Source organism: Burkholderia sp. 22313 (assembly GCF_052045245.1).
Classification (GTDB): Bacteria; Pseudomonadota; Gammaproteobacteria; order Burkholderiales; family Burkholderiaceae; genus Burkholderia.
This window is the reverse complement of record NZ_JBQEON010000002.1, coordinates 177,835-202,019: the sequence shown is the minus strand read 5'-3', so window position 1 is coordinate 202,019 and position 24,185 is coordinate 177,835. Positions and strand designations below refer to the sequence as shown.

General features: G+C 65.7%; 28 protein-coding genes. 14 read left to right on the top strand and 14 right to left on the bottom strand.

From position 1 onward, the window contains the following. The first annotated feature begins 105 nt into the window (after window positions 1-105). The 4 genes from ACTJKF_RS02635 (at window position 106) to ACTJKF_RS02620 (ending at window position 3,559) form a co-directional block, all read left to right on the top strand. Window positions 106-945 carry a universal stress protein gene (locus tag ACTJKF_RS02635; RefSeq protein WP_440621995.1) on the top strand — a complete coding sequence of 280 codons (840 nt, stop codon included), beginning with the start codon at window positions 106-108 and terminating at the stop codon, window positions 943-945. A gap of 8 nt (window positions 946-953) precedes the next feature. After that, the gene (locus ACTJKF_RS02630) at window positions 954-2,153 is read left to right on the top strand and encodes an acetate/propionate family kinase (RefSeq protein WP_440621994.1); all 1,200 of its coding nucleotides are present in this window, start codon (window positions 954-956) and stop codon (window positions 2,151-2,153) included. A 69-nt stretch (window positions 2,154-2,222) separates the two neighbouring features. After that, window positions 2,223-2,726, top strand: coding sequence for a universal stress protein (locus tag ACTJKF_RS02625; protein ID WP_440621993.1), 504 nt, complete (start codon window positions 2,223-2,225; stop codon window positions 2,724-2,726). Further along, the gene (locus ACTJKF_RS02620) at window positions 2,723-3,559 is read left to right on the top strand and encodes a universal stress protein (protein ID WP_440621992.1); all 837 of its coding nucleotides are present in this window, start codon (window positions 2,723-2,725) and stop codon (window positions 3,557-3,559) included. Before ACTJKF_RS02625 ends, ACTJKF_RS02620 begins: the two co-directional genes overlap by 4 nt. A gap of 52 nt (window positions 3,560-3,611) precedes the next feature. On the opposite strand, the gene ACTJKF_RS02615 is transcribed toward ACTJKF_RS02620, so the two are convergent. Continuing rightward, window positions 3,612-4,082 (bottom strand): universal stress protein, encoded by a 471-nt coding sequence (locus ACTJKF_RS02615; protein WP_440621991.1) that lies wholly within the window; start codon window positions 4,080-4,082, stop codon window positions 3,612-3,614. A gap of 247 nt (window positions 4,083-4,329) precedes the next feature. Here ACTJKF_RS02615 and ACTJKF_RS02610 point away from each other — a divergent pair, with 247 nt between their 5' ends. Continuing rightward, window positions 4,330-6,324: a sensor histidine kinase gene (locus ACTJKF_RS02610; protein WP_440621990.1), complete on the top strand. Its 1,995-nt coding sequence runs from the start codon at window positions 4,330-4,332 to the stop codon at window positions 6,322-6,324. Beyond that, a complete protein-coding gene (locus ACTJKF_RS02605) occupies window positions 6,321-6,968 on the top strand; it encodes a response regulator (RefSeq protein WP_440621989.1) in 648 nt (215 codons plus the stop codon). The genes ACTJKF_RS02610 and ACTJKF_RS02605 overlap by 4 nt, the downstream gene beginning before the upstream one ends. A 339-nt stretch (window positions 6,969-7,307) precedes the next feature. Here ACTJKF_RS02605 and ACTJKF_RS02600 read toward each other — a convergent pair whose 3' ends face one another. Next, on the bottom strand, window positions 7,308-7,544 hold the full coding sequence (locus ACTJKF_RS02600) for a hypothetical protein (RefSeq protein ID WP_440622148.1): 237 nt from the start codon (window positions 7,542-7,544) through the stop codon (window positions 7,308-7,310). Here ACTJKF_RS02600 and ACTJKF_RS02595 point away from each other — a divergent pair. After that, on the top strand, window positions 7,432-8,184 hold the full coding sequence (locus tag ACTJKF_RS02595) for a helix-turn-helix domain-containing protein (protein WP_440622142.1): 753 nt from the start codon (window positions 7,432-7,434) through the stop codon (window positions 8,182-8,184). The genes ACTJKF_RS02600 and ACTJKF_RS02595 overlap by 113 nt on opposite strands. Before the next feature lie 25 nt (window positions 8,185-8,209). On the opposite strand, the gene ACTJKF_RS02590 is transcribed toward ACTJKF_RS02595, so the two are convergent. Further along, window positions 8,210-9,199, bottom strand: coding sequence for a zinc-dependent alcohol dehydrogenase family protein (locus ACTJKF_RS02590; RefSeq protein WP_440622141.1), 990 nt, complete (start codon window positions 9,197-9,199; stop codon window positions 8,210-8,212). 174 nt (window positions 9,200-9,373) lie between these two features. Between ACTJKF_RS02590 and ACTJKF_RS02585 the strand changes: the two genes are divergently transcribed. The 5 genes from ACTJKF_RS02585 to ACTJKF_RS02565 all read left to right on the top strand — a co-directional run bounded on the left by ACTJKF_RS02585 (window position 9,374) and on the right by ACTJKF_RS02565 (window position 14,099). After that, the gene (locus ACTJKF_RS02585) at window positions 9,374-10,381 is read left to right on the top strand and encodes an Acg family FMN-binding oxidoreductase (protein ID WP_440621988.1); all 1,008 of its coding nucleotides are present in this window, start codon (window positions 9,374-9,376) and stop codon (window positions 10,379-10,381) included. A 19-nt stretch (window positions 10,382-10,400) separates the two neighbouring features. After that, the gene (locus ACTJKF_RS02580; protein WP_440621987.1) at window positions 10,401-10,736 is read left to right on the top strand and encodes a c-type cytochrome; all 336 of its coding nucleotides are present in this window, start codon (window positions 10,401-10,403) and stop codon (window positions 10,734-10,736) included. 22 nt (window positions 10,737-10,758) lie between these two features. Then, the gene (locus ACTJKF_RS02575; RefSeq protein ID WP_440621986.1) at window positions 10,759-11,787 is read left to right on the top strand and encodes a TIGR00730 family Rossman fold protein; all 1,029 of its coding nucleotides are present in this window, start codon (window positions 10,759-10,761) and stop codon (window positions 11,785-11,787) included. Window positions 11,788-11,925: 138 nt separating this feature from the next. After that, a complete protein-coding gene (locus tag ACTJKF_RS02570) occupies window positions 11,926-12,141 on the top strand; it encodes a hypothetical protein (RefSeq protein WP_440621985.1) in 216 nt (71 codons plus the stop codon). A gap of 200 nt (window positions 12,142-12,341) precedes the next feature. Continuing rightward, on the top strand, window positions 12,342-14,099 hold the full coding sequence (locus tag ACTJKF_RS02565; protein ID WP_440621984.1) for a SulP family inorganic anion transporter: 1,758 nt from the start codon (window positions 12,342-12,344) through the stop codon (window positions 14,097-14,099). A 78-nt stretch (window positions 14,100-14,177) separates the two neighbouring features. On the opposite strand, the gene ACTJKF_RS02560 is transcribed toward ACTJKF_RS02565, so the two are convergent. The 6 genes from ACTJKF_RS02560 to ACTJKF_RS02535 form a co-directional block, all read right to left on the bottom strand. Beyond that, complete coding sequence (locus ACTJKF_RS02560; RefSeq protein WP_440621983.1) at window positions 14,178-14,417, bottom strand: hypothetical protein; 240 nt, start codon at window positions 14,415-14,417, stop codon at window positions 14,178-14,180. A 55-nt stretch (window positions 14,418-14,472) separates the two neighbouring features. After that, a complete protein-coding gene (locus ACTJKF_RS02555) occupies window positions 14,473-15,123 on the bottom strand; it encodes a BON domain-containing protein (RefSeq protein ID WP_440621982.1) in 651 nt (216 codons plus the stop codon). Between the two features lie 303 nt (window positions 15,124-15,426). Next, window positions 15,427-15,861, bottom strand: coding sequence for an Hsp20/alpha crystallin family protein (locus ACTJKF_RS02550; protein ID WP_440621981.1), 435 nt, complete (start codon window positions 15,859-15,861; stop codon window positions 15,427-15,429). Window positions 15,862-16,039: 178 nt separating this feature from the next. After that, window positions 16,040-16,315, bottom strand: a complete 276-nt coding sequence (locus ACTJKF_RS02545; protein WP_440622140.1) for a DUF1488 domain-containing protein — start codon at window positions 16,313-16,315, stop codon at window positions 16,040-16,042. A gap of 120 nt (window positions 16,316-16,435) precedes the next feature. Next, window positions 16,436-16,906, bottom strand: coding sequence for a universal stress protein (locus ACTJKF_RS02540; protein WP_440621980.1), 471 nt, complete (start codon window positions 16,904-16,906; stop codon window positions 16,436-16,438). 129 nt (window positions 16,907-17,035) lie between these two features. Continuing rightward, complete coding sequence (locus ACTJKF_RS02535) at window positions 17,036-17,386, bottom strand: hypothetical protein (protein ID WP_440621979.1); 351 nt, start codon at window positions 17,384-17,386, stop codon at window positions 17,036-17,038. A 175-nt stretch (window positions 17,387-17,561) separates the two neighbouring features. Between ACTJKF_RS02535 and ACTJKF_RS02530 the strand changes: the two genes are divergently transcribed. Further along, a complete protein-coding gene (locus ACTJKF_RS02530; RefSeq protein ID WP_440621978.1) occupies window positions 17,562-18,932 on the top strand; it encodes an MFS transporter in 1,371 nt (456 codons plus the stop codon). Window positions 18,933-19,235: 303 nt separating this feature from the next. Here the strand turns inward: ACTJKF_RS02530 and ACTJKF_RS02525 are convergent, their stop codons facing one another. Then, window positions 19,236-19,424 (bottom strand): hypothetical protein, encoded by a 189-nt coding sequence (locus ACTJKF_RS02525; protein WP_440621977.1) that lies wholly within the window; start codon window positions 19,422-19,424, stop codon window positions 19,236-19,238. Between the two features lie 210 nt (window positions 19,425-19,634). On the opposite strand from ACTJKF_RS02525, the gene ACTJKF_RS02520 reads away from it, so the two are divergent. After that, entirely contained in the window at window positions 19,635-19,949 is a 315-nt protein-coding gene (locus ACTJKF_RS02520) for a helicase (RefSeq protein ID WP_440621976.1), read from the top strand. A gap of 255 nt (window positions 19,950-20,204) precedes the next feature. Here the strand turns inward: ACTJKF_RS02520 and ACTJKF_RS02515 are convergent, their stop codons facing one another. From ACTJKF_RS02515 to ACTJKF_RS02500, 4 genes are all read right to left on the bottom strand, one after another. Beyond that, complete coding sequence (locus tag ACTJKF_RS02515) at window positions 20,205-20,390, bottom strand: hypothetical protein (RefSeq protein ID WP_440621975.1); 186 nt, start codon at window positions 20,388-20,390, stop codon at window positions 20,205-20,207. A 244-nt stretch (window positions 20,391-20,634) separates the two neighbouring features. Next, window positions 20,635-20,955, bottom strand: a complete 321-nt coding sequence (locus tag ACTJKF_RS02510; RefSeq protein ID WP_440621974.1) for an H-NS histone family protein — start codon at window positions 20,953-20,955, stop codon at window positions 20,635-20,637. A gap of 368 nt (window positions 20,956-21,323) precedes the next feature. Beyond that, on the bottom strand, window positions 21,324-21,458 hold the full coding sequence (locus ACTJKF_RS02505; RefSeq protein ID WP_440621973.1) for an entericidin A/B family lipoprotein: 135 nt from the start codon (window positions 21,456-21,458) through the stop codon (window positions 21,324-21,326). Window positions 21,459-21,540: 82 nt separating this feature from the next. Beyond that, window positions 21,541-23,967: an AsmA family protein gene (locus ACTJKF_RS02500; RefSeq protein ID WP_440621972.1), complete on the bottom strand. Its 2,427-nt coding sequence runs from the start codon at window positions 23,965-23,967 to the stop codon at window positions 21,541-21,543. Window positions 23,968-24,185 lie beyond the last annotated feature (218 nt).

Sequence of the window (24,185 nt, the reverse complement as noted above, 5' to 3'; positions counted from 1 at the left end):
TGCGGCCGCGGCGCACGAGCGCCGTTGATCTGAGTCAAGCGCGCGGAAAGCCTGCTTCGTAGACTGGATTGCACTGGCGGATCACCCGTCGATGGAGCGATTCCGATGAGCTACAAGAGCATCGTCGTGCACCTCGATACAAGCGCCCGCGCGCATTCGCGGCTCGAATTCGCGTTGCGTCTCGCCCGGCGCTTCGGTGCACACCTGACGGGTCTGTTCGCGGTCTACACGCCGGAACCGCATTCGTTCTACGTGATGGCCGGGTCCGCCGACTATTTCCGCGCGCACCGCGAACAGCGCGACGAACGGCTGGCCGCGCTGGAACGCCTGTTCCATGCGGAAGCCGCTCGCGCAAAAGTGCCCGCTGCATGGATTCGCGCGGATGAGCGCGCCAATGCAGCCGTGCCGCGCGCCGCACGTCTTGCCGACCTCGTGATCGCCGGCCCGAGCGACCCGAACGATCCCGAGACCTATATCGACGACCAGTTTCCCGAGAATCTCGTGTTGTCCGCCGGTCGCCCGGTGCTGTTCGTGCCGTACTCGGGCGCATTCCCGTCGGTCGGCGAACGGGTGTTCGTCGCCTGGGACGGCAGCCGGGAGGCCGCGCGCGCCGCGCACGATGCGATTCCCTTTCTCGAACATGCGAAGCGCACGACGCTCGCTGCCGTGGTCGACGGCGATTCTGCATCGGCGAGCGCGCGCATTCCGGCCGCCGATGCCGCACTGATGCTGGCGCGCCATGCACCTGACGTGAACGTGCTCGACATCGATGCCGGCGACGGGTCGGCGATCGGCGACACGTTGCTGTCGCGCGCGTATGAAACGGGTTCCGATCTGCTCGTGATGGGCGCCTACGGCCATCCGCGCTGGCGCGAGCTGGTGATGGGCGGCGCCACGCGCACGGTGCTGGCGTCGATGACGATGCCGGTGCTGATGTCGCACTGAACCGGCCGATGCGCACGCTCGCGCTGCTCGTCGTCAATGCCGGTTCGTCGAGCGTGAAGTTCGCGGTCTTTGCGTACCCGCCGCACGGCGATCCCGCGCGGCGGCCATTGCACGAAGGTGAAGCGGTCGCGACCGGCAACAGCGTGTCGATCCACTTCGATGCCGAACCGTGCGGTACGCTGTCGTTGGCTGCCGACGATCCGTACCGTGCCGTGTTCGCGCGCATCGCGACCTGGATCCGCACGCAGTTGCCGCACATCGCGCTGGGCGCGATCGCGCATCGCGTCGTGCACGGCGGCATGCGGTACGTGGAGCCGGTGGCCGTCGACGATGAGGTGCTGAACGCGCTTCGCACGCTGACGCCGCTCGCGCCATTGCATCAGCCGCACAGCCTGGACGCGATCGACGCGCTGCGCGACGCGTTCCCGGACGTCCCGCAAGTCGCCGTGTTCGACACGGCGTTTCATCGCACGCTGCCGCGTGTCGAGCAACTGCTGCCGCTGCCGCATGCATGGTTCGACCGGGGCGTGCGCCGCTACGGATTCCATGGCCTGTCGTACGAATACCTCGCCGTCGCGCTCGACGAATCGTTCGGCGCGCGCGCGCATGGCCGCGTGATCGCCGCCCATCTCGGCAGCGGCGCGAGCCTGTGCGCGCTGCGCGACTGCCGCAGTGTCGCGACGACCATGGGTTTCTCGGCACTCGACGGATTGATGATGAGCACCCGCTGCGGCACGCTCGATCCCGGCGTCGTCCTGCACCTGCTTGAGACTGCGAAGCTGTCGGGCGACGCACTGGGCCACCTGCTCTACCACGCGTCCGGGCTCAAGGGGGTCTCGGGTGCGTCAGGTGATCCGCGGGTACTGCTTGCGTGCGAAGCGGCGGGCGACGCGCAGGCCCGCGATGCGCTGGCGCTGTACGTCCATCGCATCGTGCGTGAAGCCGGTGCGCTGACCGCGTTGCTCGGCGGCCTCGACATGCTGGTCTTCACCGCCGGTATCGGCGAACACTCGGCGGCATTGCGCGAGCGAATCTGCACGTTGCTCGGCTGGCTCGGCATCGAACTCGACACGCACGCGAATGCCGCCCATGCGCATGTCGTGTCGTCTGCGTCGAGCGCGGTCACGGTGGTCGTCGAACCGACCAACGAAGCATGGGTGGCGGCGCGCGCCGCGGTGCGCGTCCTTCGTGGCGACCGCGACGGTTGATCCAGATCAGCGCGATCGGCGCACACGCGCCGATGATGATTCCATCGACATCCGTTCAAGGGAAACGCCATGTACTCGAACATTCTGGTTGCGCTCGACGGCAGCGATACGTCGTCCCGCGCGCTCGATGCCGCGCTGAACCTCGCGTCGGAAACGGGTGCACGGCTGACCCCCGTCTACGTCGTCGATTTCCTGGTGCCGGCCTACGACACGTACGGTTACGATCCGTCGATCCTGATCGATGCATTCCGGGAGGAAGGACTGCGCGTCACGGACGACGCGGCGAAACGCATGAAGGCACGCGACGTGGCCGGCACGCCGCAGATCTCCGACGTCGCGCCGGCGGGCGAGGACGTGCCCCAACGGATCGTGAGTCTCGCCGGCGAGCTCAACGCCGACCTGATCGTGATGGGCACGCACGGCCGGCGCGGTTTTCGCCGGCTCGTCCTCGGCAGCGTGGCCGAGCGCGTGCTGCGCCATGCCACGTGCCCGGTTCTGATGATTCCGGCGAGCTGCGCATCGAAGGCGTCCGCCGAGACCATTGCCGCATCGACCGAAAAGGAGCCGTCATGAGCTACAAGACCCTGCTCGTCCATCTCGACGACAGCGAGCGCTGCTCGACGCGCGTCGATCTCGCGCTCGAACTCGCGGGACGCTGGAATGCCCACCTGATCGGCCTCTACGTGGTTTGCCAGGATCTGTTCGAACCGTTGCGACGCCCCGACGAACCGCTGAAGCTGGCCGTCTACGAACGCCTGTGCGACCAGCGGCGCAAGGAAGCCGAGGAGCGATTCCTGGCAGCCGCCGAGCGCGCCGGGCGCAACACGGTCGAATGGCAGGCGCCGACCGGCGACGCGACGGCCGCCGCGATCCTCCATGCGCGCCACGCCGATCTGCTGGTGCTCGGCCAGGAGGACCCGGACGACCGCATGACCTACGTCGCTCGCCATTTCGTCGAGGATGTCGTGATGGGTAGCGGACGCCCCGCGATCGTCGTGCCCTACGCGGGCGACGTGCGAACGCTTGGCGAGAACGTGCTGATCGGCTGGGACGGCGGGCGCGAAGCCGCCCGCGTGATGGCCGACGCACTGCCGCTGCTCGCCCGTGCGCGCTTCGTCAACGTCGAAACGGTCACCCGCGGGAATCCGGATCCGGACAAGACACCGGCGGGCGTCGACGTCGCCGCGTATCTCGAACGGCACGGCGTTCGCGCGTCGTTCTCGACCACGCCGCGCGACCGGACGGTCAGCGTCGGCGCGACGTTGCTGAACCGGGTGACCGATCTGCACGCGGATCTGCTGGTGATGGGCTTGTACAGCCATGCACGCATGCACGAACGCGTGCTGGGCGGTGCGACGCGCACGATCCTCGAGACGATGACGGTGCCGGTTCTGCTGTCTCACTGAGCGAGTGAAACGGGCAGCCGCTTGTGGCTGCTCGTTTCTTTTGTCACGACCGTCACAACATGCCAGCGCCCGCGCCCGGGCCCTCCCGCACCACCAGCACCGGCCGGTCCGCGATGCGCACCAGCGATTCGGCCACGCTGCCGAGCAACGCACGGCGCACGCCGCGACGGCCATGCGTGCCCATCACGATCAGGTCCGCGTCGCATTCGGCGGCAGCTCGCGCCAGCACGTCCGAAACGTCCTCTCCATACGCGTCGATCGTTTGCGCGATGCCGCGTACACCGGAGAGCTGAAACGCTGCTTTCGCGTCCGAGACCGCGATCGCGGCCTTGTCCGCATCCAGTCCGGCCGGGTCGCGCTGGTCGATATAGCCGCTGTCGGCGTCGGTCAGCCGCCGCGCGTCCGATACCACGCACATGGCGATGATCAGGCTGCCCGAATCGCGGGCGAGCGAAATCGCCTCGTCGAGCGCGAGCCGCGCACCGCGGCTGTCGTCGAGTGCCGCGAAGATCCTTTGATACATGGCGCCTCCCTGCTGTCGTCCGGATTCGATCGGTTGGTCAAGCCAGTCTGCTCCCGCCGAACCCCGTTCCGTTGATACGGATCAAGGCTGCAACGCGCGCCCGTCCGCATCGGTCCCGATTGGCGAACGCCGGCAAAGCGCGCACAATTTCGGGCGCCATCGCACTTCCGGTCCGCCCCGCTTTTCGTGCCTCGCGTCCGGCTCGCGGCCCGCCAGCCGCCGGCGAAATCCGTCAGGATGAACGGCAATGACAGTGAATGCGCCCTCCTTCAAGGCCGGGCCGGCTCCGCAACGGACTCGGCCCGCCCGCCATGCGGCCATGGCCGCGCTGCTGACGCTGGCGCTGGGTCTGACTGCAACGTTTTCGGCGTCCCGTTCATTGCAGAACGAGGCCCGGCAAGCCGCCCAGGCAAGGTTCGAGCAAACCGCGATGCTCGCGACCGCGGAGCTCAGGCGCAGCCTCCTCGGCGCAGTTGCCGTGTTGCGTGGCGCGCGCGGCTTCGCGTCGACACTGGCCGCGCCGCAATCCGGGCCAGCGTGGCGCGGCTATCTCGCCAGTCTCGATCTGGACGGCTTGCAATCTCCCGTCCGTCGTATCGGAAGAATCGATCCGAGCGTCGCCATCGACGATCAGCCGACCCGGCTGGCACTGCAGCGGGCGGCAGAAACCGGCAAGGCCGCGCTGGCCGCGAACGCGATCCAGGACAGCACCGATGCGACGATCGCCCGTACGGAACTGACGCTGTACTTGCCGATTTATGCGAATGCTGAAGAGCGGGCGTTGTCCGGACCCCGGCACGCGAGCGTGACCGGATATGTTTATGCGTCGCTGAATCCCGCTCGACTGGCCGATTCGTCCGTGCTCGACCGGCTGCGCATGGACATCGTCGCCGACGATCCGGCGGCGCCCGTGTATTCCGGCGGCTTTGCCGGCGGCGGCAACGCTGAAGCCCGCGATACGTTCACGCGAACCGATGCGCTGACGTTCGGCGGCACACCGCTCACGCTGCACTACAGCGCACCGCGCGCCGCCGTGTCCGACGCCGCGATGGCCGTGCTGCTGGCCGGCATCGCGCTGTCGCTGACGCTGGCCGCGCTCGTGCGGCGGGTCGCCGCGCAGCGCCCGCTCGCGGGTGTACAGGCTGGCGACACCCGGCCCACCGAAGCCCGGATGATGGCCATCATCCGGTCATCGATGGAGGCCATCATTACCGTCGACGAAAACCAGACGATCGTGATCTTCAATCCGGCCGCCGAACGCGTGTTCGGCGTCTCGGCGATGGATGCGATCGGTGCGCCGCTCGCCCGCTTCATCCCCGAGCGCTTCCGTGCCGCGCATGCGCGGCACGTCGAGCAATTCGGCGTGACCGGCGTGTCGGAGCGGCAGATGGGACGGCAACGCGTGCTGTTCGGCTTGCGCGGCGACGGCACCGAGTTTCCGATCGAGGCGTCGATCTCGCAGATTCGCGACGGCAGCAGCAAGCTGTACACGGTCATGCTGCGCGACGTCACCGAGCGGGTGCGAGCGGAAAACGCCCTCAAGCAGTCGCGCGAGGAACTGCGCGACCTGTCCGCCAACCTGCAGAACGTGCGGGAGGAAGAGAAAACGCGGATTGCGCGCGAATTGCACGATGACCTCGGCCAGCAACTCACCGCGCTCAAGATGGATCTCTCCGCCGTCGAACTGGCGCTCGCGGGCGGTGTCGCCCCCAAGACCGGTGTGCGTGAGCAGCTGGGCGGCATGCATCGCCTGATCGATTCGACCGTTGCGTCGGTTCGGCGCATCGCGGCCGATCTGCGGCCCGTGATGCTCGACGACCTGGGCCTCGTCCCGGCGATCGAATGGCTGGCCAACGACTTCACGCGCCGCTACAGGATCACGGTCGACCGCGACATCGCCCCCGTCGACACCGCGTTCACCAGCACCGGCGCCACCACGCTGTTCCGCATCGTGCAGGAGGCGCTGACCAACGTCGCGCGGCACGCCGACGCGACGAACGTGACGCTCGCATTGAAAGTCGAGGACGGCTACTGCATGCTGCGCATCGCCGACAACGGTCACGGCGCGCCCGAGAACCGCCACGATGTGCGCGATCGCCCGTCGTTCGGCCTGATCGGCATCCGCGAGCGCGCGCACATGCTCGACGGGACGGTGACGATCGACAACCGGCCGGGAGCGGGATTCACGATCACCGTGGCATTACCGCTTCACGCCATCCAGCAAGGAGATGTGCTGTCATGATCAGGGTACTCATCGCCGACGACCACGCACTCGTCCGGGACGGACTGCGGCACATTCTGCAGAATGCAAGCGGTTTCGACGTCGTCGGCGAAGCGCAGGACAGTGCTTCGACGATCGCGCTCATGCGCGACACGGACGCCAACGTGCTGGTGCTCGACCTGTCGATGCCCGGCCGCAACGGCGTCGAACTGATCAAGCAGATCAAGGACGAGAAGCCGGCACTGCATATCCTCGTGCTGACGATGCATGCCGAACAGCAGTACGCGGTGCGTGCGTTCCGCGCGGGCGCGTCCGGCTACATGACCAAGGAAAGCGCCAGCGCGGAACTGGTCGCCGCGTTGACCAAGATCGCGGCCGGGGGCGTCTACGTCAGCCTGACGATGGCGGAGCAATTCGCGCAGAGCCTGAACGAGCCGTCCGATCTCCTGCCGCACCAGCGCCTGTCCGACCGCGAGTTCGACGTGTTTCGGCGCGTGACTTCCGGCGAGTCGATTTCCGAAATCGCGCAGGCGCTCTGCGTCAGCGTGAAGACCGTCAGCACGTACAAGACGCGGATCCTCGAGAAGATGCAGATGCCGAACGACACGGCACTCGTACGCTACGCGTTGCGCCACAAGCTGTTCGATGACCCGGACGAGCTCTGACGGCAACGAGGCAGTCGGTTAATGCTTTCCGGTGCGCGCCCCGCTCCGGCGGCGTCAGCACCCTGCCGACGCCCCGTTCTTCGGCCATTTTCGGTTTCCTCCGGCGGACGGAATCCCATCGGCAACGATTGCGACAAGACGCCGCACCTCTGTAGGAAACGTCCTACAGCACTTCCACGTCACCTACCGCATCTTCAATTCCGGCTGATTTTCTTGACGTCGCGCACCGTCCATACTGCACATCAAGAAAAACAACCCAGCGTGCCTCCCGGAGCAAAGACAGCATCACCGTCGAGACTGGCGTATCGGTCTCTCGGCCCGTCCGGTGCGGCGTTTCCATCAGGAAGGCGGCAGAGACCAAGGCCGCCGGTACAACGGCCAGCGCGATCCCGCCTGACGGCGAACCGTCGCTGCCCCCGAACTGGAGCCGATCATGCAGAGCAATGCCGATGTCTCGACGACCATGCCGTTAAGCCCGTTACGCCCGTTCATCCCGCTGCATCCCGTCGCACCGGTGGACCAGCCGAAGCGCGCCGCATCCCGCTGTTCGACGTGCGCATTACGCAGCGTATGCATGCCGCCCGATCTTTCTCCTGACGATTTCGCACGCGTCGACGCGATGATCTGCACGACGCGCCACGTCAGGCGCGGGGAAACGCTGTTTCGCGCGGGCGACACGTTCAGCAGCATCTATGCGGTGAGAACCGGGTCGTTCAAGACCATCGTGATGCATCGCGACGGCGACGAGCAGATCACCGGCTTCCAGATCGTCGGCGAGTCGCTCGGGCTCGACGGCGTGTACACGGGGCACCACAACGGCGACGCCATCGCGCTCGAGGACAGCACGGTCTGCATCATCCCGTTCGGCCAGCTCGAGCAGATGTGCCGCGAAGTGCGGACGATGCAGCATCACGTGTATCAGATGATGGGCGGCGAAATCGTGCGCGAGTCCTCCCAGATGCTGCTGCTCGGCACGATGACGGCCGAGCAGCGGGTGGCCGCGTTCCTGCTGAATCTTTCCTCGCGCTTCAAGGCACGCGGCTACTCGGCCGCTGAATTCATCCTGCGGATGACGCGCGACGAAATCGGCGAATATCTCGGGATGAAGCTCGAAACGGTCAGCCGCATGCTGTCGAAGTTCCAGCGCAAGGGGCTCGTCGCGGCGCAAGGCAAGCAGATCCGGATCGTCGATCCGGAAGGCCTCCGGCAGATCTGAGCGCGCCGCGGGCACGTCGGCGGGATCAGCCCCGCATGCTCAGCACGGCGGCACCCGACACGCGCCCGCCGCGCAGATCGTCGAGCGCCCGGTTCGCATCGGTCAGCGCATAGCGCACCGCCTCGACTCGCAGCGGCATCGCAGCGGCGATCCGCATGAATTCGACGGCATCCGCACGCGTCAGGTTGGCCACCGACGCAATGCGGCGCTCGCCCCACAGCCATGCGTACGGAAATCCCGGAATGTCGCTCATGTGAATGCCGCCGCACACGACGATCCCGCCTTTGTCGAGCGCGCGGAGTGCGGCCGGCACCAGTGCACCCACCGGCGCGAAAATCAGCGCGGCATCGAGGGGCTCGGGCGGCGCTTCGTCGCTGCCGCCGGCCCATGCCGCGCCCAGCGACCGTGCCAGCTGCTGCGCCGCGACATCTCCGGGCCGGGTCAACGCAAACACCTTGCGTCCTTCGAAATGTGCAACCTGCGCGACGAGATGGGCCGCCGCGCCGAAACCGTAGATGCCGATCCGGCGCGCGTCGCCTGCCATGCGCAAGGTTCGATAACCGATCAGCCCGGCGCACAGCAGCGGCGCGGCGTCCAGGTCGGAATAGCGCTGCGGCAGCGGCACGCAATACCGATGGTCCGCAACGGTGCACTCGGCATAGCCGCCATCGATCGTATAGCCGGTGAATCCCGGGCTGTCGCACAGGTTTTCGCGGCCGGATCGGCAATACGCGCAATGCCCGCACGTCGAACCCAACCAGGGAACGCCCACCCGGTCGCCGACGGCCACGCCCGTCACGCCCTCGCCTGACTGGCGCACCGTTCCGACGATTTCGTGCCCCGGGATCAGCGGCAGCTTCGGGTGCGCGAGCTCACCGTCGACGACATGGAGATCGGTCCGGCATACGCCGCACGCATGTACGTCGATCAGTAGCTGACCCGCGGCCGGCGAGGGCGCCGGCATGCGCGCTTCGCGCAAGTGCGGTGTGCTGCCGTCAAACATCATCGCAAGCATGTTCGCCTCCCCGCGCAATCGTCGCCGCACGCCGTGCATTCCAAGGCTGGTCGTTGCACATCGCGCGCGCACCACCGGGTGCCGGGCGCTTGATGTGGGTCAACGGCCGCCGCCCCGTTGCTGACACGATGAAGTGGCGTCATGCCGCCAGAGCGGCGACCTGGAGACGATCAAATGATAGCCGTTCCCCCGCTTGCCGCAAGCACCCGTCCCGACCGTTACCTGCGGTCGCTGCTGGGCTACGCGGTGCTGGCTCCGTCCAGCCACAATTCCCAGCCGTGGCGCTTCCTGGTCAACGGCACCACGATTTCGGTCTGCGCGGACCGCGTTCGCGCATTGCCCGTGGTCGATCCATTCGATCGCGAGCTGATCATCAGCTGCGGGGCAGCGTTGCTCAATCTGCGTGTCGCGCTCAATCACGCGGGGCTCGCCCACACGATCAGCACGTTTCCTTCCGAAGTCGACCCCGATCTCCTTGCACTCGTCCGGATCTGCGACGACGGCTATTCCGATGTGTCCCTTGGCGCACTGTTCGATGCGATCAAGGCGCGCGTCACGACACGCGCGCCGTTCGAATCGAGCGCCATCCCGGAAGAAATCCAGCACGAGCTGATCGCGGCCGGCGTTGCGGAAGGCGCCGAGGTCGCGTGCGTCGACTCGATCGCGCATCGCGCGAGAGTCGCCGAGCTGGTCGCCGAGGCAGATCGTCAACAGTTCGCGGACCCGCGCTTTCGTCGCGAGCTGGCGAGCTGGATCGATCCGCGCCGGCACGTCGACGGCATGCCGGCATTCGCGGCCGGCGTGCCGACGTTGCTGGACTTCGCCGCGCCCGTCGTGACGATGGCGGTACGGACCTTCGATCTCGGCAACGGGCTGGCCGCACTGCATCATCAGCTCGTCGGCGCATCGCCGCTGATCGTCTGCATCGCGACCGCGCGCGACGATCGCGAGGCGTGGCTCGCCACCGGCCAGGCGCTGGAGCGGATCCTGCTCGTGGCGACGCGCGCCGGTTATACCGCGTCGTACCTGAATCAGCCGATCGAGACGGCCGGGCTGCGCGCGCACTTGTGCCACATGCTCGGGTTTCGCGGCTCGCCGCAATTGCTGCTGCGTGTCGGGCGCGGCCCGCATACGCCGCATTCGCCGCGTCGCCCGCTCGACGAAGTGATCTCCGTGGCCTGAATTCGACGAGGAAACGAACATGAGAATCATGCGTTGCACGGTCGTCTGCGTGATCGCCGCAACGGCCGGCACGGCCGCAGCGCAGACTGCCGTGCCCGAGCCGACCGAACTCGTCAACGCGCAGCACTGCATGTTCTGCCATACGCTCGACATGACGTTCCTCGGGCCATCATTCCACGAGATTGCGGATCGGTACCGCGGCGATCCCAATGCCGGCGCGGAACTGGAGCGCAAGCTGCGCGTCGGCGGCCGCGTGCATTGGGGCGACACGCCGATGCCGTCCGCGATCGATCGCGGCGGGCCGCTCTCCCCCGACGACGCGCATCGGCTCGTTCAATGGGTGTTGAGCCAGTAACCGTCGCGCGCCCCTTCAACGCATGTCGCCCATGGTCAAACGCGTTCTCCCCGGCAAGACGAACGGCAACGCTCGCCACCGTGCCGCGTCCGACGCGACGATCGCGAAGGCGCGCGGCAAACGGCTAGCCGCGCGGTCGAATGCCATCGACGGAAACGACGGCATCCGACGCACCTCGTATCGCGTACGACGCCTCGCCCAAAGCCCGCAACGCACCGCGGCCGATGAAGACGCGACGCTGCTGCAGCGCGCGAGCATGCGAGGCATCCGGCTGCAACTCGACTACTGGAAAGCGGAGGAGCGCCTGCAGAATGAACGCATCGGTCATGCGGTCGTGATCTACGGCAGCACGCGCATCGTCGCGCCGGCCGTCGCACATGCACGGCTGGACGAGGCGAATCGCCTGCTCGCCGAGCGTCCGCACGACGCGGGCCGGCGTCGTGCCGTCACGGCCGCCAGCCGGCTCGTCGAGCACAGCGCGTATTACCGCGTCGCGCGCGAGTTGGGGCGCATCGTCGCCTACGCCGATCGATGCACGCGCACCGCACGGCTCGCCATCGTGACCGGTGGCGGCCCCGGCATCATGGAGGCCGCCAACCGCGGCGCATACGAGCGCGGCGCACCGAGCATCGGCTTCAATATCGAGCTGCCGCGGGAACAGGCGCCGAATCCGTACATCACGCCGGATCTCTGCTTCAGGTTTCACTATTTCGCGATTCGCAAGCTGCACCTGCTCGAACGCGCGAAAGCGGCCGTTTTTTTTCCAGGTGGCTACGGCACGTTCGACGAGTTGTTCGAAGTGCTGACGCTGCTGCAGACGCGAAAGATCGCGCCGCTGCCGGTCATCCTCGTCGGCGAAGCCTACTGGCGCCGCGCGGTCGACCTGGCGTTTCTCGCGGACGAAGGGATGATCGACCGCCGCGACCTGGCGCTATTCACCTATTGCGAATCCGCCGCGCAGATCTGGCACGCGATCGGAGACTGGTATGCACGGCGTCGGGAACGCGCGCCGGCACGCTGCAAGGCTTCGTCGAAGCCGCGCGCCGTGTAGGAATCCGCCGACGGCATTCACACGATTCCTACCGCAGCTTCGGTCGAGGCTGATTGAATCGCACCGTGACGACAACGATACTGAAAGCACCGAGAACGGTTGCACGACATACCGACCGCAGGCACGAGGAGAGACGTCATGTCACACACCACCTACCGCCCCGCCGCGGACAGCCCGTCCTACGCAGATGCGCTTGACACGCAGGCACTCGTCGCACTCGCTCGCGATGCCGGCATGCTCGTGATACTCGACGGGCAGATCGGGCGCGAGCGCTACGAAAGCGTGACGGGATCGGTCGCCACGCTCGCCCGCTTTGCGAAGGCATTGCAGTTGTCGGTACTCAAGGCTGCATGAAGGGGAACGTGGCGTGTCGTGACGCGCAGCCCGGAGCCTGGGTCCGGTGCGACGGCATCGCCCCGGGCCGTTGACGCCATGGTCACGCCCGTTACGTCGTCCCGTCCGCCTGGCGACACCGGCTGCATCCCGATGAACGCGCGCTTGCCGGGCCGAAACCCGGCTTTCAACCGGATTGCTCCCGGATGACGGACGCCGCGATGAATCGGCCCCTTTCCGGACGGATCGCCCGCATGCTTCCGGGCGTGGCGCTGCTCGCGAACTACCGGCGTGCGTGGCTTGCGCGCGACCTGTATGCAGGGCTCGCGCTTTCCGCCGTACTGGTGCCGGTCGGCATGAGCTACGCGCAGGCGGCCGGACTACCCGCCATCACGGGGCTCTATGCGTCGATCGCCGCATTGCTCGCCTATGCGCTGCTCGGCCCGAGCCGGGTCCTCGTCCTCGGCCCGGATTCCGCGCTGGCGGCGCTGATTGCGGGCGCCATCGTCCCGCTTGCCGATCATGATCCGCAGCGCGCGATTGCGCTTTCCGGCGCGCTGGCGCTGTCGGCCGGAACGATCTGCATCCTGCTCGGTGCGCTCGGCCTCGGCTTCGTCACCGATCTGCTGTCGCGCCCGATCCAGTACGGTTACCTGAACGGCATCGCCATCGCGCTCGCGCTCGGGCGGATGCCCGAGCTGTTCGGCATGCCGGTGTCGGGTAGCGACGTGTTTTCCAGCGTGCCGCGCATCGCGCATGCCCTCGTCGACGGCCGCTTTTCCACCGCTGCCGCCCTGCTCGGCATAACCGTGCTGGCGGCCATCTTCCTGATCAAACGCGTGACACCGCGCTGGCCCGCCGTATTGATCGCCGTGCTGGCGGCAACGCTCGTCGCCCGCCTGACGCCTTTACACGGGGGCGCGACGGTCGGCGCGTTGCCGGCCGGCATGCCTGCCCCGCGCCTTCCGATCGTTTCGCTGGCCGACGCAGGCGCACTCGCGTCCGGCGCGATCGCCGTTGCGCTGGTGTCGTTCGCCGACATCAGCATGCTGTCGCGCGCGCTTTCCGCGAGTGCGGGCGAAACGCCCGACCGCAACCAGGAGCTGATCGCACTGGGCGCCGCCAATCTGCTCGCCGGCGTGACGCACGGTTGCGCGGTCAGCAGCAGCGCGTCCCGCACGCCGGTCGCGATCGCCGCGGGCGCGCAAAGCCAGGTCACGAATCTCGTCGCGGCCGCGTGCATCGCGGCGCTGCTCATTGCCGCGCCGACCTTGCTGACGTTCGTCCCGCGCACGGCACTGGCCGCTGTCGTGATATACGCGGCGTTCGGCATCGCCGACGTCCGCAGCGTCGTGCGGCTGTACCGGATGCGCCGCGGCGAATGCCTGATTTCGGTGCTGTGTTTCGCCGGCGTGATCGGCATCGGCGTCATACCCGGCATCCTGCTCGCCAGCGCGCTGTCGCTGCTGTCGTTCGTCTGGCGGGCCTGGCATCCGTACGACGCGGTGTTGGGCCGGCTGACGGGCGTGCGCGGCTATCACGACATCGCGCGGCATCCGGACGCGGCGCAAGTGCCCGGACTCGTGCTGTTCCGCTGGGATGCCCCGCTCTTCTATGCGAACGTCGAGATTTTCTGCGAGCATCTGCGCGCGGCGATCGCGCGATCGGCGGGACCGGTCACGCGAATCGTGGTCGCTGCCGAGCCGGTCACCGACATTGACATCAGCGCCGCGGATCGGCTCGTGGCGCTGCACGAGGAGCTCGATGAGCGAGGCATCGCGGTGAATTTCGCGGAAATGAAGGGGCCGGTGAAGGATCGCCTGCGCGCATACGGCCTGTTCGACGTGTTCGGGCCCGGCAGTTTCTTTCCGACCGTGACCGATGCCGTTGCCTCTCACGTTCGGCGCCCGGGCCGACATACCCACGCCTGCAAACGAAAGCGTGCCACGCGCCGGCGCGTCTCGCACAAGAAGAGGTAGCGGCGCGGCGCACGAATCGGTGCGGTGGTCGCCGCATCGCGCGACGAGCCCGACGCCGTCGTCGCCGCGCCCGGTGGCTCAGACGGTGAAGGTGTTCGACCTTCTCATCTCGATCCACGTCATTCCGGCTCGCAACCCGTCGACTGCGGCGTCGCGCTCGGTCGCATGGATCCTGCTGTGCTCGAAGGTGCGCTCGCAAACGCCATCCGGCGACTCTAGGGTGACGTGGATCCGGCAGCGGAAGCCGCCCGGTTCGGCCGCGATCGTCTCGATCGCGACCGACCAGTTCGCTTCGTGAAGTTCGCCCGAAAGTGTCATCTGACTGCCCTCCTGGATCTCCGCGGGCCGCATATCCGCCAGCCGCCGGCGGGATTCACTCGACCACCAGGTCGTCGACGACGGCACGCACGCCTCGCGCGGACCACGCGGCACCGCGCACGGCCTTGCGTTCGGAGAACGAGCCGACCTTGCCGGACAGCCGCACCGTGCCGTCGTGCACGTCGATCGCGATGTGCTTCGCTTCGCGCTCGGCGTGACGCATGATCGCGCGCTTGATGTTGCCGCCGATGTCATCCGAACCGACCGTTCCCTGTACTGCGATGTGGTCGGTCACGCCCGTCACGCTGCGCATCTGCGAGATCGCGCGCACGGCCAGGTGGCTCTGGTACGCCCAGTCGACCTTGCCGGACAGCGTGATCCAGCCGCGCTCGACCTGCACCTTGACCGCGTCGTCGTGCAGACCGACCGTCCAGTGCAGGACCGAACGCACCGCCTTCGCGACGTCCTCGTCGGTGTGCACGTCGTCGTCCGGCAAATGCACGCTCATGTCGACGACGAGTGCCTTGACACCGGCCACCCGATTCGCCGCGCGCTCGATCGCCAGCTTCTCCGCATAGCTCGGCGGATGACCCGACAGCGTCACGATCCGGTCGGCCACCTCGACACCGATGCGTGTCGCATCGATCGACGGGTCGGATTCCAGTTCATCCTGAACGTCCTGCTTCAACTGCTTGTCGGTTTTCATCGTCTGCTCTCCTGTGCGCCACGGCGCGCTTGTTCGCCGCATGCAGCCAGATTTGCACACACGCGGCCCCGGATCGCTGATGCAGGTCAACGGATGCCTCGCGCCGTGCCGTGCGGCCGGCCGATACGCCGCTTGACGGAGGTCAACCGGCGTCGCCGCAGGTCTCGCACAGACGGTCGGCTATCGGACCGGCGCATGAGCGAACCTGCAGCCGCTCCAATGAGACGGCGCGCGGATCGCTCCGCGCGCCGAATCCTCCCGATGGGCGATGCGTGCCTGCATCGCCCGTTGCCCGTCGTCCGATCAGCTGATCGTCAGCTTCTTCTGTCCGACCGGCGCCTTCTTCGGCAATGTCAGCGACAACACACCATCCAGATACGTCGCCGTTGCGTTCGCCTCGTCGATTTCCGCGGAAAGCGAAAACGATCGACTGACCGCACCGCTGTAGCGTTCGCGCCGAATTACCCGCTCGCCGTCCTTCTGCTCGTTTTTGCGTTCGATCTTTGCATTGATCGATACGGTTCCGCCCTTGACTTCGATGTCGATGTCCTCCTTCGCGACGCCGGGCAGTTCCGCGTTGACCTTGTAGGCGTCGTCACTTTCCGTCACGTCGATCTTCATCGAAGCCAGATCCGGCTGCTCTGCCAGCGCCATGCCGCGCAGCGGCCTGAACAGCCCCTGAAACAGGTCGGACACGGGCTCGATCGAAAACGGATCGTAACGCGTCACGTTGCTCATGATTCGCACTCCTCATACAGATGGCATGCGGCCAACGCCCTCGTCCCGACAGCATGGGCCGCAATGGAGATCGGATGGCACGGCTCCGGATGCCGCGCACGGGACGAATGATCTTTAGAAGTCCAGCGTACCTTCCCGCACCGGTACGCGCTTGATGCGGGTCAAAGGCGATGGCTGCTTACGTACAGAACCGGAAATAGCCGCTATGAAGCAGGATCGGCCGCCCGCCGACTTCCTCGAGCAGGCAGCGTGCCGCGCGCTCGATAGCGGGACGGTGGCGCGCAAAGGCGTCGACGAGATCCTGCTCGCGGGGAGATGCCGCGCGGAAGTGATCTTCCAGCGCCTCTGCGGTGATCGCGCATCGCACACGACGACCCTCGACGAGTGCAGGAAAGCTCAGCGCTGGATCGAGCCCGCAATAGCCCGGTTGTTCGGAAGGAAACGATATCTGCATGATGGTTTCCTGCTCAAGTAGACCATTGACCGAGAACGAATAGGCGCTCGGCACGTCGCCTGTATAGGCCGGTATCCAGCACGTTTATTTCCACCGCCCGTCTTCGCGCTGCGGCGGTAGCTAGGCTGCCACGGCTGCGGGTGTGCGGCCTTCGTCGCGCACCAGAAGAACCGGGCAACTTGATTCGCGCAGGAACCGTTCGGCGATGCTGCCGAGGAGCATTCGCCGGACACCGCGACGTCCGTGTGTACCGATCGCGGCCAGATCGATCGAACGATCGTCGACATAGCGCCGCAGCCGCGCCACGACATCCTCGCCGATGTCAGTTTCGACAATCTCTGTCTCGCCGTTCACCCTGGCGCGCGAGATCGTCCGGTCAGCGCTTCGCAGGATCGTCTTGCCATAGTGCCGGATCTCTTCGAGCAACTCGTCCGGCTCCTGGCGGCCGCCGTACGCAAACAGAACGGATTTGTCGACCACGAAAACGGCGAACAGGCGGGCGCCGCACGATCGAGCGATCTTCAGGCCTTCGTCGAGTGCCAGATTCGATGAAGGACTGCCGTCGACGGCGACCATGATGTTCGTGTACATACCGACCTCGCTGGATGAACCGACGCGCCGGTGACGTTCGGATGTGCTTTCATCATCAGCGCTCGCCGGAAACGGGCGTTGACCGAGGTCAATGGTTTGAAACCGCAAGGAGATGCGCATGAGCCGGGACTAGAGACGCGGAATGAGCGGGTGCCAACCGGCTGCGTCTGCGTTTCCGGTGAGCGCGGGGGGCCTTTCACCTCGATCCCACGAAAGAAAGATGCGCGCATCTTCGACGCCCCTCTCGCTCGACGGAAACCTGCGAGCGGTGCCGGCCGGATAGCGCCGCATGCGCACATCGATCGCGAACGCGGCGACGTAACCTTCGCGCGCGACGATCCGTCTCATCGGCATGGACGGAACGACAGCCGTCGTCGACAGTGAACGCGACAGCGCAAGCCGTGACGGCATCAGACACGGTCGTCGAGCGTTCCGCGACATTCCAGTTCGGCATTTTCGTGCGTTGAGTTCGAACATCATGCCAACCCCATCGTTACCGCCGCGATTGTCAATCAAATATCATATGTTGATATATCAGGATCGCAGAATAAATGGCTCCTGATGCTGTGCCGGCCATCCGCAGCTAGCGCTTGCCTGAACCTGTCGCGGGGCGTAAGGTTTATTTCTCTATCGCCCTTTTTCGGGAGATATCAAAATGGCTGCCATGCAATCCGCGGCCACGCCCCTCTCCGACGAGGAAGCCCGGCGCCAGTTGCGCCGCGCCGTCATCGCCAGCACGATTGGCACCACCATCGAATGGTATGACTTCTTCCTCTACAGCACGGTCACCGGCCTGGTCTTCGCAAAGCTGTATTTCCCGCAATCCCATCCACTCGTCGGCACGCTGCAGGCGTTCCTGATCTATGCCGTCGGCTTTGTCGCACGGCCGGTCGGCGCGGCGATCTTCGGCCATTACGGCGACCGCATCGGACGCAAGGCCACACTGATCGTGACCCTGTTGCTGATGGGGCTCGCCACGTTCGCCGTGGCCTTCGTTCCGACCTACGCCACGATCGGCATCTGGGGCGCCGTCATCCTCACGGTACTGCGCTTCATCCAGGGCGTCGGCGTGGGGGGCGAATGGGGCGGCTCGGTCCTGATGTCGATGGAGTGGGCCCGCACCAATACGCATCGCGGTTTCGTCGCGTCGTGGCCGCAATTCGGCGTACCCGCGGGATTGTTCCTCGCCAACCTTGCCGTGCTGGCCATGAGCTGGTTTTCCGGGAGCGCTTTCCTCGCGTGGGGCTGGCGCGTGCCGTTTTTCCTCAGCATCGTGCTGGTGGCGATCGGGCTCTATATCCGCCTGAATATTCTCGAGACGCCGATCTTCGCGAAGCTGCTGGCCGAGCGCCGGATCGAGAAGACGCCGATGCTCGAAGTGCTGCGCAAGCAGCCGAGGGATATCGTGCTGTCGGCATTTGCGCGGATGGCCGAACAGGCGCCGTTCTATATCTATACGGCGTTCGTGTTCACTTACGGGATCACGGCGCTGGGCGTCACGCGCGAACTGCTGCTGGCGGCGGTGCTGGTCGCATCCGTGGTCGAGTTCTTCACCATTCCGCTGTTCGGGCACGTGTCGGATCTGATCGGGCGGCGGAGGATGTACGTGATCGGTGCGGCGGCCGTCGGCGTATTCGGATTCGTCTACTTCGCGATGGTCGATAGCCGGAATCCGGTGTGGATCTTCGCGGCCATCGTGTTGTCGCTGGTCCCGCATTCGATGATGTATGGACCGCAGGCTGCCTTGATTGCCGAGTCATTCACCGGGCGGTTGCGGTATAGCGGCGCGTCGATGGGTTATCAGCTCGCTTCGGTCATTGCCGGTGGCCCGGCACCGCTGATCGCAACGGCGCTGTTTGCCTACTATCACTCGGGGTATGCGATCGCGGCGTACGTGCTGGTGTGTGCGGTGCTGAGCGTGATCGCCGCATCGAAGCTCGGGGACTATACGAACAAGGATATTTCGCGGGAATACGACGACGCCCGGGGTTTGGGGGATCATGGGCACGCGCCGCCGTTGACTTGACGCATTCGCCAGCTCAGGCTGGCGACGACGGCAGCCACGATCCCATGGCGTCGCGGGCGCATCGAGCCCCCTTGGGTCAGCAGACACGCGGGGCCGCGCCGTGAGACGGCGCCGGGCGACGCAGAACACCGCGCCGCACAGTCCGGAACCGGTCTGGCGACGAGGCGCGACAGGCGTGCCGCGCCGCTCGTGATTCGGCGCTCGCCGGCCGGCGGGCGCGTTTCACATGGATCGAAATCGGGAGCGCGACCGGACGGTGAGATCGCCGCTGTCGCGCAGCGGTTCGCCCGGCGTGACCGGGTTTTATCGCTCGCTGACCTTCACGCGCGGCAGCCATTCAGCCTCGGCGCCCTGCGTCCCTTTCAGATGAGCAGGCGTCGCGTCCTGCGCGAGCGCGTCGGAACGGCGTGCCGCCTCGGTGTCGAGATGCCGGCCATCGAACGTCGACTGGCGACGGGTAATCATGTTGATGCGAAGGCGCTTTGCCGCCATGGTCGGTATTCCTCGAGAAAACGGTACCCCGCCGACTGGCGAGGTGCGATAGATTTACGCGAGAAAAATGTCGCTGCGATGACGCGGCCCGCGACGCGAATCTCCACCCTCACCTCTCCTACAGCGACCGCGGCCATCGCACCACATGGTCGATTTCCGGTGAATCCTCGCGTAGCGTTAGAATGGCGCCCCTTCTCACAGGAGACGAAAATGTCCTGGTTCGTATACGAAGTGCCCGAATACCACGAAGACGCTACCCGCATCGAGCCCTTGAGCGACCTGCGCAGCCGTGTGCTGAAAGTCGGTGGCGTGGCGATGGCCGACGAACTGGAAAGCATTCGCGAGAACGCCGCGGCGACAGCGGAAACACCCGAGCGCCCGCTGCGTACTCCGGAAAACCCGCATGTCTTTCCGATTCCTTACGCCGACTCCATGATCCTGGTCGGGTTCATCTTCGATCTGAAACGCGAGTTCCGGCAACTGGTCGTGTCGCCCGTGGAAATGCCCTGGCTGAAAGACGCGTAAAAGGTGGTCGAAACGGCAGCCGACGGGAGACTTGCTCCTGTTCCGCAGCCGGGTTCGACTATCCAGCGCACGCTTTCGAATACACATGCGTCGAGCTGGAACCGCGGGTCGGACTGAATCGAATCGAGCAGTGATGTAACCGGGGGAACTGCCGTGGACTCGAATGAGTACAGGGCAGAGTTTCGTGTAACGATCGCGCTATTGCGACAAGAAAGATTAGCCGACGTTCCAGCAGTCGGGCCGATTGGCATACGTTTATAACAACGACAACTGGCCCGGCATGCTCACGTGAACTTCCGGTCGGCATTCCTTTACCGACCGGCTCAGATGGTCGGCAGACGCTGCCTCCCCGTCGCCCGGCCGATATTTGTGCACCCACTCGGCGCCAAGCACATCGGATGAAAAAACAACGCCCGGCGCAATCTGAACCAGCTCGCTCATTCGCGGATTCTCCTACGCGGACTGAACGTCGAAGTGCGCAGCGGCATAGCGTGCGCTGCAATTCCATACTTCAACGCCGTCTCGGGTAAACGTCGCCCATCCCGCCTTTACCACCATCTCAGCGTGCGGAAATACATCGCCATGCCCGTGCGCCGTGGCGGCAAAGATTGTCCGCTCACGACACGTGGCCTGGTATTTCCCGTCGGGTAATGTCGGCGACACCATGCTCGACTTTCAACTTCGTTCACGGCTCGATCAGGAAGCGATCGCGATTCCGTGTCTTTGCGATCCATGCCGGAGCGCGCCCCTTTCCGGTCCAGGTCGCACCCGTCTTCGGATCGCGGTATTTCGGAACGCCTGCGCTCTTCGCCGCAGCGCCACCATTCGCGCGCGAAGCGCGTTTGCGGCCGAACACGTCCTGTTCGGTGAGGCCGTACGCTTCTACCTTCTCCCGCACGTCGGCAATCACCGCCGCGATTTCCTGCGCACGCAGCGCTGCGGCCTCGGCTTCCAGCGCCTCGATTTGCGCCTTTACATCTGAATAGCTGCGCTTGTTCGTTGCCATCTTCTCCACCTCCGTTGAATTCGGATGTCGCATGGTTCAGGTCCGCAAATCAGACCCGCGCGGCATCCAGTGTATTCCTACATTGTAGTCGCGCCACAATTCTAGCTCGGATGAAAGAAGAATTGCCACGCTTTATATGTTACTAATTCAACGACCTGGATTTGAACGAGCAAGGATCACGATGACTTTCCGCGACTTCTAGTGAAATGCCGACGGCCAATTCGATGGCCATTTCCGCTTTGCCATTCGATGCCTCCAGCGCACGTACTCCCATGAGTACAGAACCCGCGCGATTCACGCGCGGGTTCTACTCAAGCAAACCACCATGCACCGATCGCCGCTGATTCAACGCGCTTTCGCCGGCACCACTATTTCGCTTCTTGCGCCTCATTCTTGATCGCCTGGCCGCCCTTGGAAATGTCCTGACCTGCGCCCGCCACGGTGTTGCAAGCGGCGAGAACCGCGGTGCCGGCAATCAACATCCATGCAATTAATCGCAACATTATCGTCTCCTTGTTCAAGTTAGCAGGACCACGTTTAATTCCAACCAGTCTGGCGAGCGCCTCCGAACCCGCCCGACCGGCGTTACCGGTCGTGAGAAGCGGCCGGGTTCGCTCGCTCCGCATTCTTGCGCGCGGCACCCGCCGGCGCTGAAGCAGCCGAAACAGTCGAAGCAGTCGAAGCAGCCGACGGCGCGTTCATGTACGCCGGTGCAGCCTTCGGCTTCTGCCGGACGCCCGGCGGCGGCGCCGTCGGGCGCTGCGCCATGCCGGCCAGCATCTGCCGGCACGGCAACGGGCGATTGTGGCCCGGCTGCACAAGCGCGAGCAGACTGGCGAGCGGATTCAGCAAGCCCAGCCCGACCGCCGCCGCGCCACGCGCGATCAGCGATTCAACCTTCACCCCGACGTGCGGCTGCTTGAAGGACCCGGTCACATACAGTGGCGAGCGTAGCGATATCACCCTGAATCCCTTGGTATGAGGATGAATCGTCAGGTTCATGGTTTCGTCTCGCAGGTTCACGCTGCCGTTCATTCCGATCACCGCGTCGTCGGTGTCGAGCGCGAATACGCGCGAGTCGAGCACCCCGTTGGTGACCACGAAGTCGGCCGCCCCGCAGTTGATCTTTACGTCACGTGTGCCGAACAGTTTCTCGTACACCACGTTTGCAACGTTCAGCCCGGCGGCTTCCATCAGCAAGAGACTCACCGTGCCGTCGGTCACCAAGGTCTTCACTTCCCCGTTGGACGTCGCCGCGAGTGCCGCCGGCGAATTGCCGGTGGCCGATAGCGCGGCATCGCCGTTGACCTCGCCGAGCGCTGTCTGCATCACCGAGAAGGTCGGGAACAATTGCTTGAGTTTCAGATGGCGCGCCTGCAGCGAGAACCGCCCCTTGAGCGGGACGCCGCTGCCGTCCAGGTGGATGTTCGACGCCAGCGTACCGCCCGCGACCCCGAAGTTCAGCGGATTGAGCGTCAGCACACCGTCCTGCATGACGACGTGGGTCGACAGGTCGGTGATCGGCAAGTTCGAGGTCTTGATGATGCGCCGCCCGGTAAATCGGACGTCGGCGTCGATCTTCTTCCAGCGGTCAGTGCGGAATGGCTCGACCGGCAACGCCTTGTTCGCGGGCTGCGCGACGGCGGCGCCCCGCCGCGCCTTGCTGGCATTCGTGTCGGCGCCGATGAGCGGCGCAAGGTCGGAAAACCGCAGCAGCTTCGACACCAGCGTGCCGGACAAGAGCGGCCTCGGTTCGCGCGAAACGTACACCAACGTGCCGTTGAGATCGCTGCCGCCGACGCGTCCGGTGAAGTTCTCGTACTTGAAGACGTTGCCGGACGCGCGGAATTGGCCGACCAGTCGGCCGTCGGTCGCATAAGGAGCGGTTTCGGGCAGGGTGATGCCCGTGATTTCATACAGTTTGGCCATGCTGGTGCCCGCGAGCCACAATCGCAGATCAACCGCTGCCAGGTGAGACGGATCGGTCAGCGTGCCGACGAGTGCCAGGTGCGTGTCGCCAAAGCGCAAATCGGCCTGAACCGGAAATGGGCGCTGCGTGCCCTGCACCTCCAGCACATTGCCGATCTTGCCATTGCCGGCGACACGCCCCTTCTTGTAGGTCCCCTTGACGGTCCAGCCAATCATGTAAGCGCCAACGCCGGCAGATGCCGCGGGCGCCGCGCCTGCCGATGCGCTCGTCGCCGACGCGACCGTTGCGCCCGGCGCGGCCGTTGCAGGTGGGTTCGGTGCCCCCGGTGGCCCCGATACCGACGGGGCGATCGTGGTGCTGGATCCGGTCGCCGCGGCATGCGAAGCCGCGGCCACGGCTTGCGAAGCCGCTGCCGATGCGCGGGACGCCGCCTCGGCACCCGACGCAGGAACCACCGACTGCGCTGAACCGGCATGCGCCTGGGCCGCGAGCTTTTTTTGACCGGCCGGCCCGACGACCCGTGCCGATTCCCGGTGCGCTGACGCCTCCTGCTGCTTCACCATCGCGCCGAACGGAATCGGCTGGCCAAGCGTGTCGATCACGGCGCTCAGATCGAATTGCTTTTGCTGGTCGTAGTAGCCGAGGTTGCCCTGGGCAAACGCGATCGCATGCAGGTCGAGCGCCCACCGGCCCCGTTGTGCGGGCTGCTTGAGCTTGAGCGTCCAGTTGACTCGCCCGTCCTTGAGGCGTTCGAGGTCGACGGACGGATTGACGAGATCGATTGCCGGAATCACGATGCGGCGTGCCATCAGCGGCAGCGCCTCGACTTCGAAGCTGATCTCGTCCAGCGCGACGAAATGCCGGGTGCGCGCCCAATCGGGGTTGGCGATCGTGACATTGCGCGCGCTGAATCGCGGCCATGGCACCCATGCGCGCCAGCCCTGCTCGCTCGCGGGCCGGCGCCACCCGACACGCAGGTCGCCGTTGATGGCGAACGGGCGTCCGATCGCGTCCGACACCTTGTCGTCGATCCAGGGCCGGGCGCGATTCCAGTCGAACGTCACGATGAAGATAACCAGCACTGCAAGCGCCACGGCAACGATAACGGAAAGCCATGCGGCCGCCTTGCCGATGGTGGGGCGGATGTGAATTTTTCACTCCTCGGGTTGGCTGCGCGATATCGAGCGATTCGTGTTCCTGAATGCGCATCAAACGGGCGTGTTCGACGATACCGACGCCCAATCACGTTCGACCTGCCAATTGCGTGCGCAAGCAAGGGACTGACCGCGCGAAACCGGAT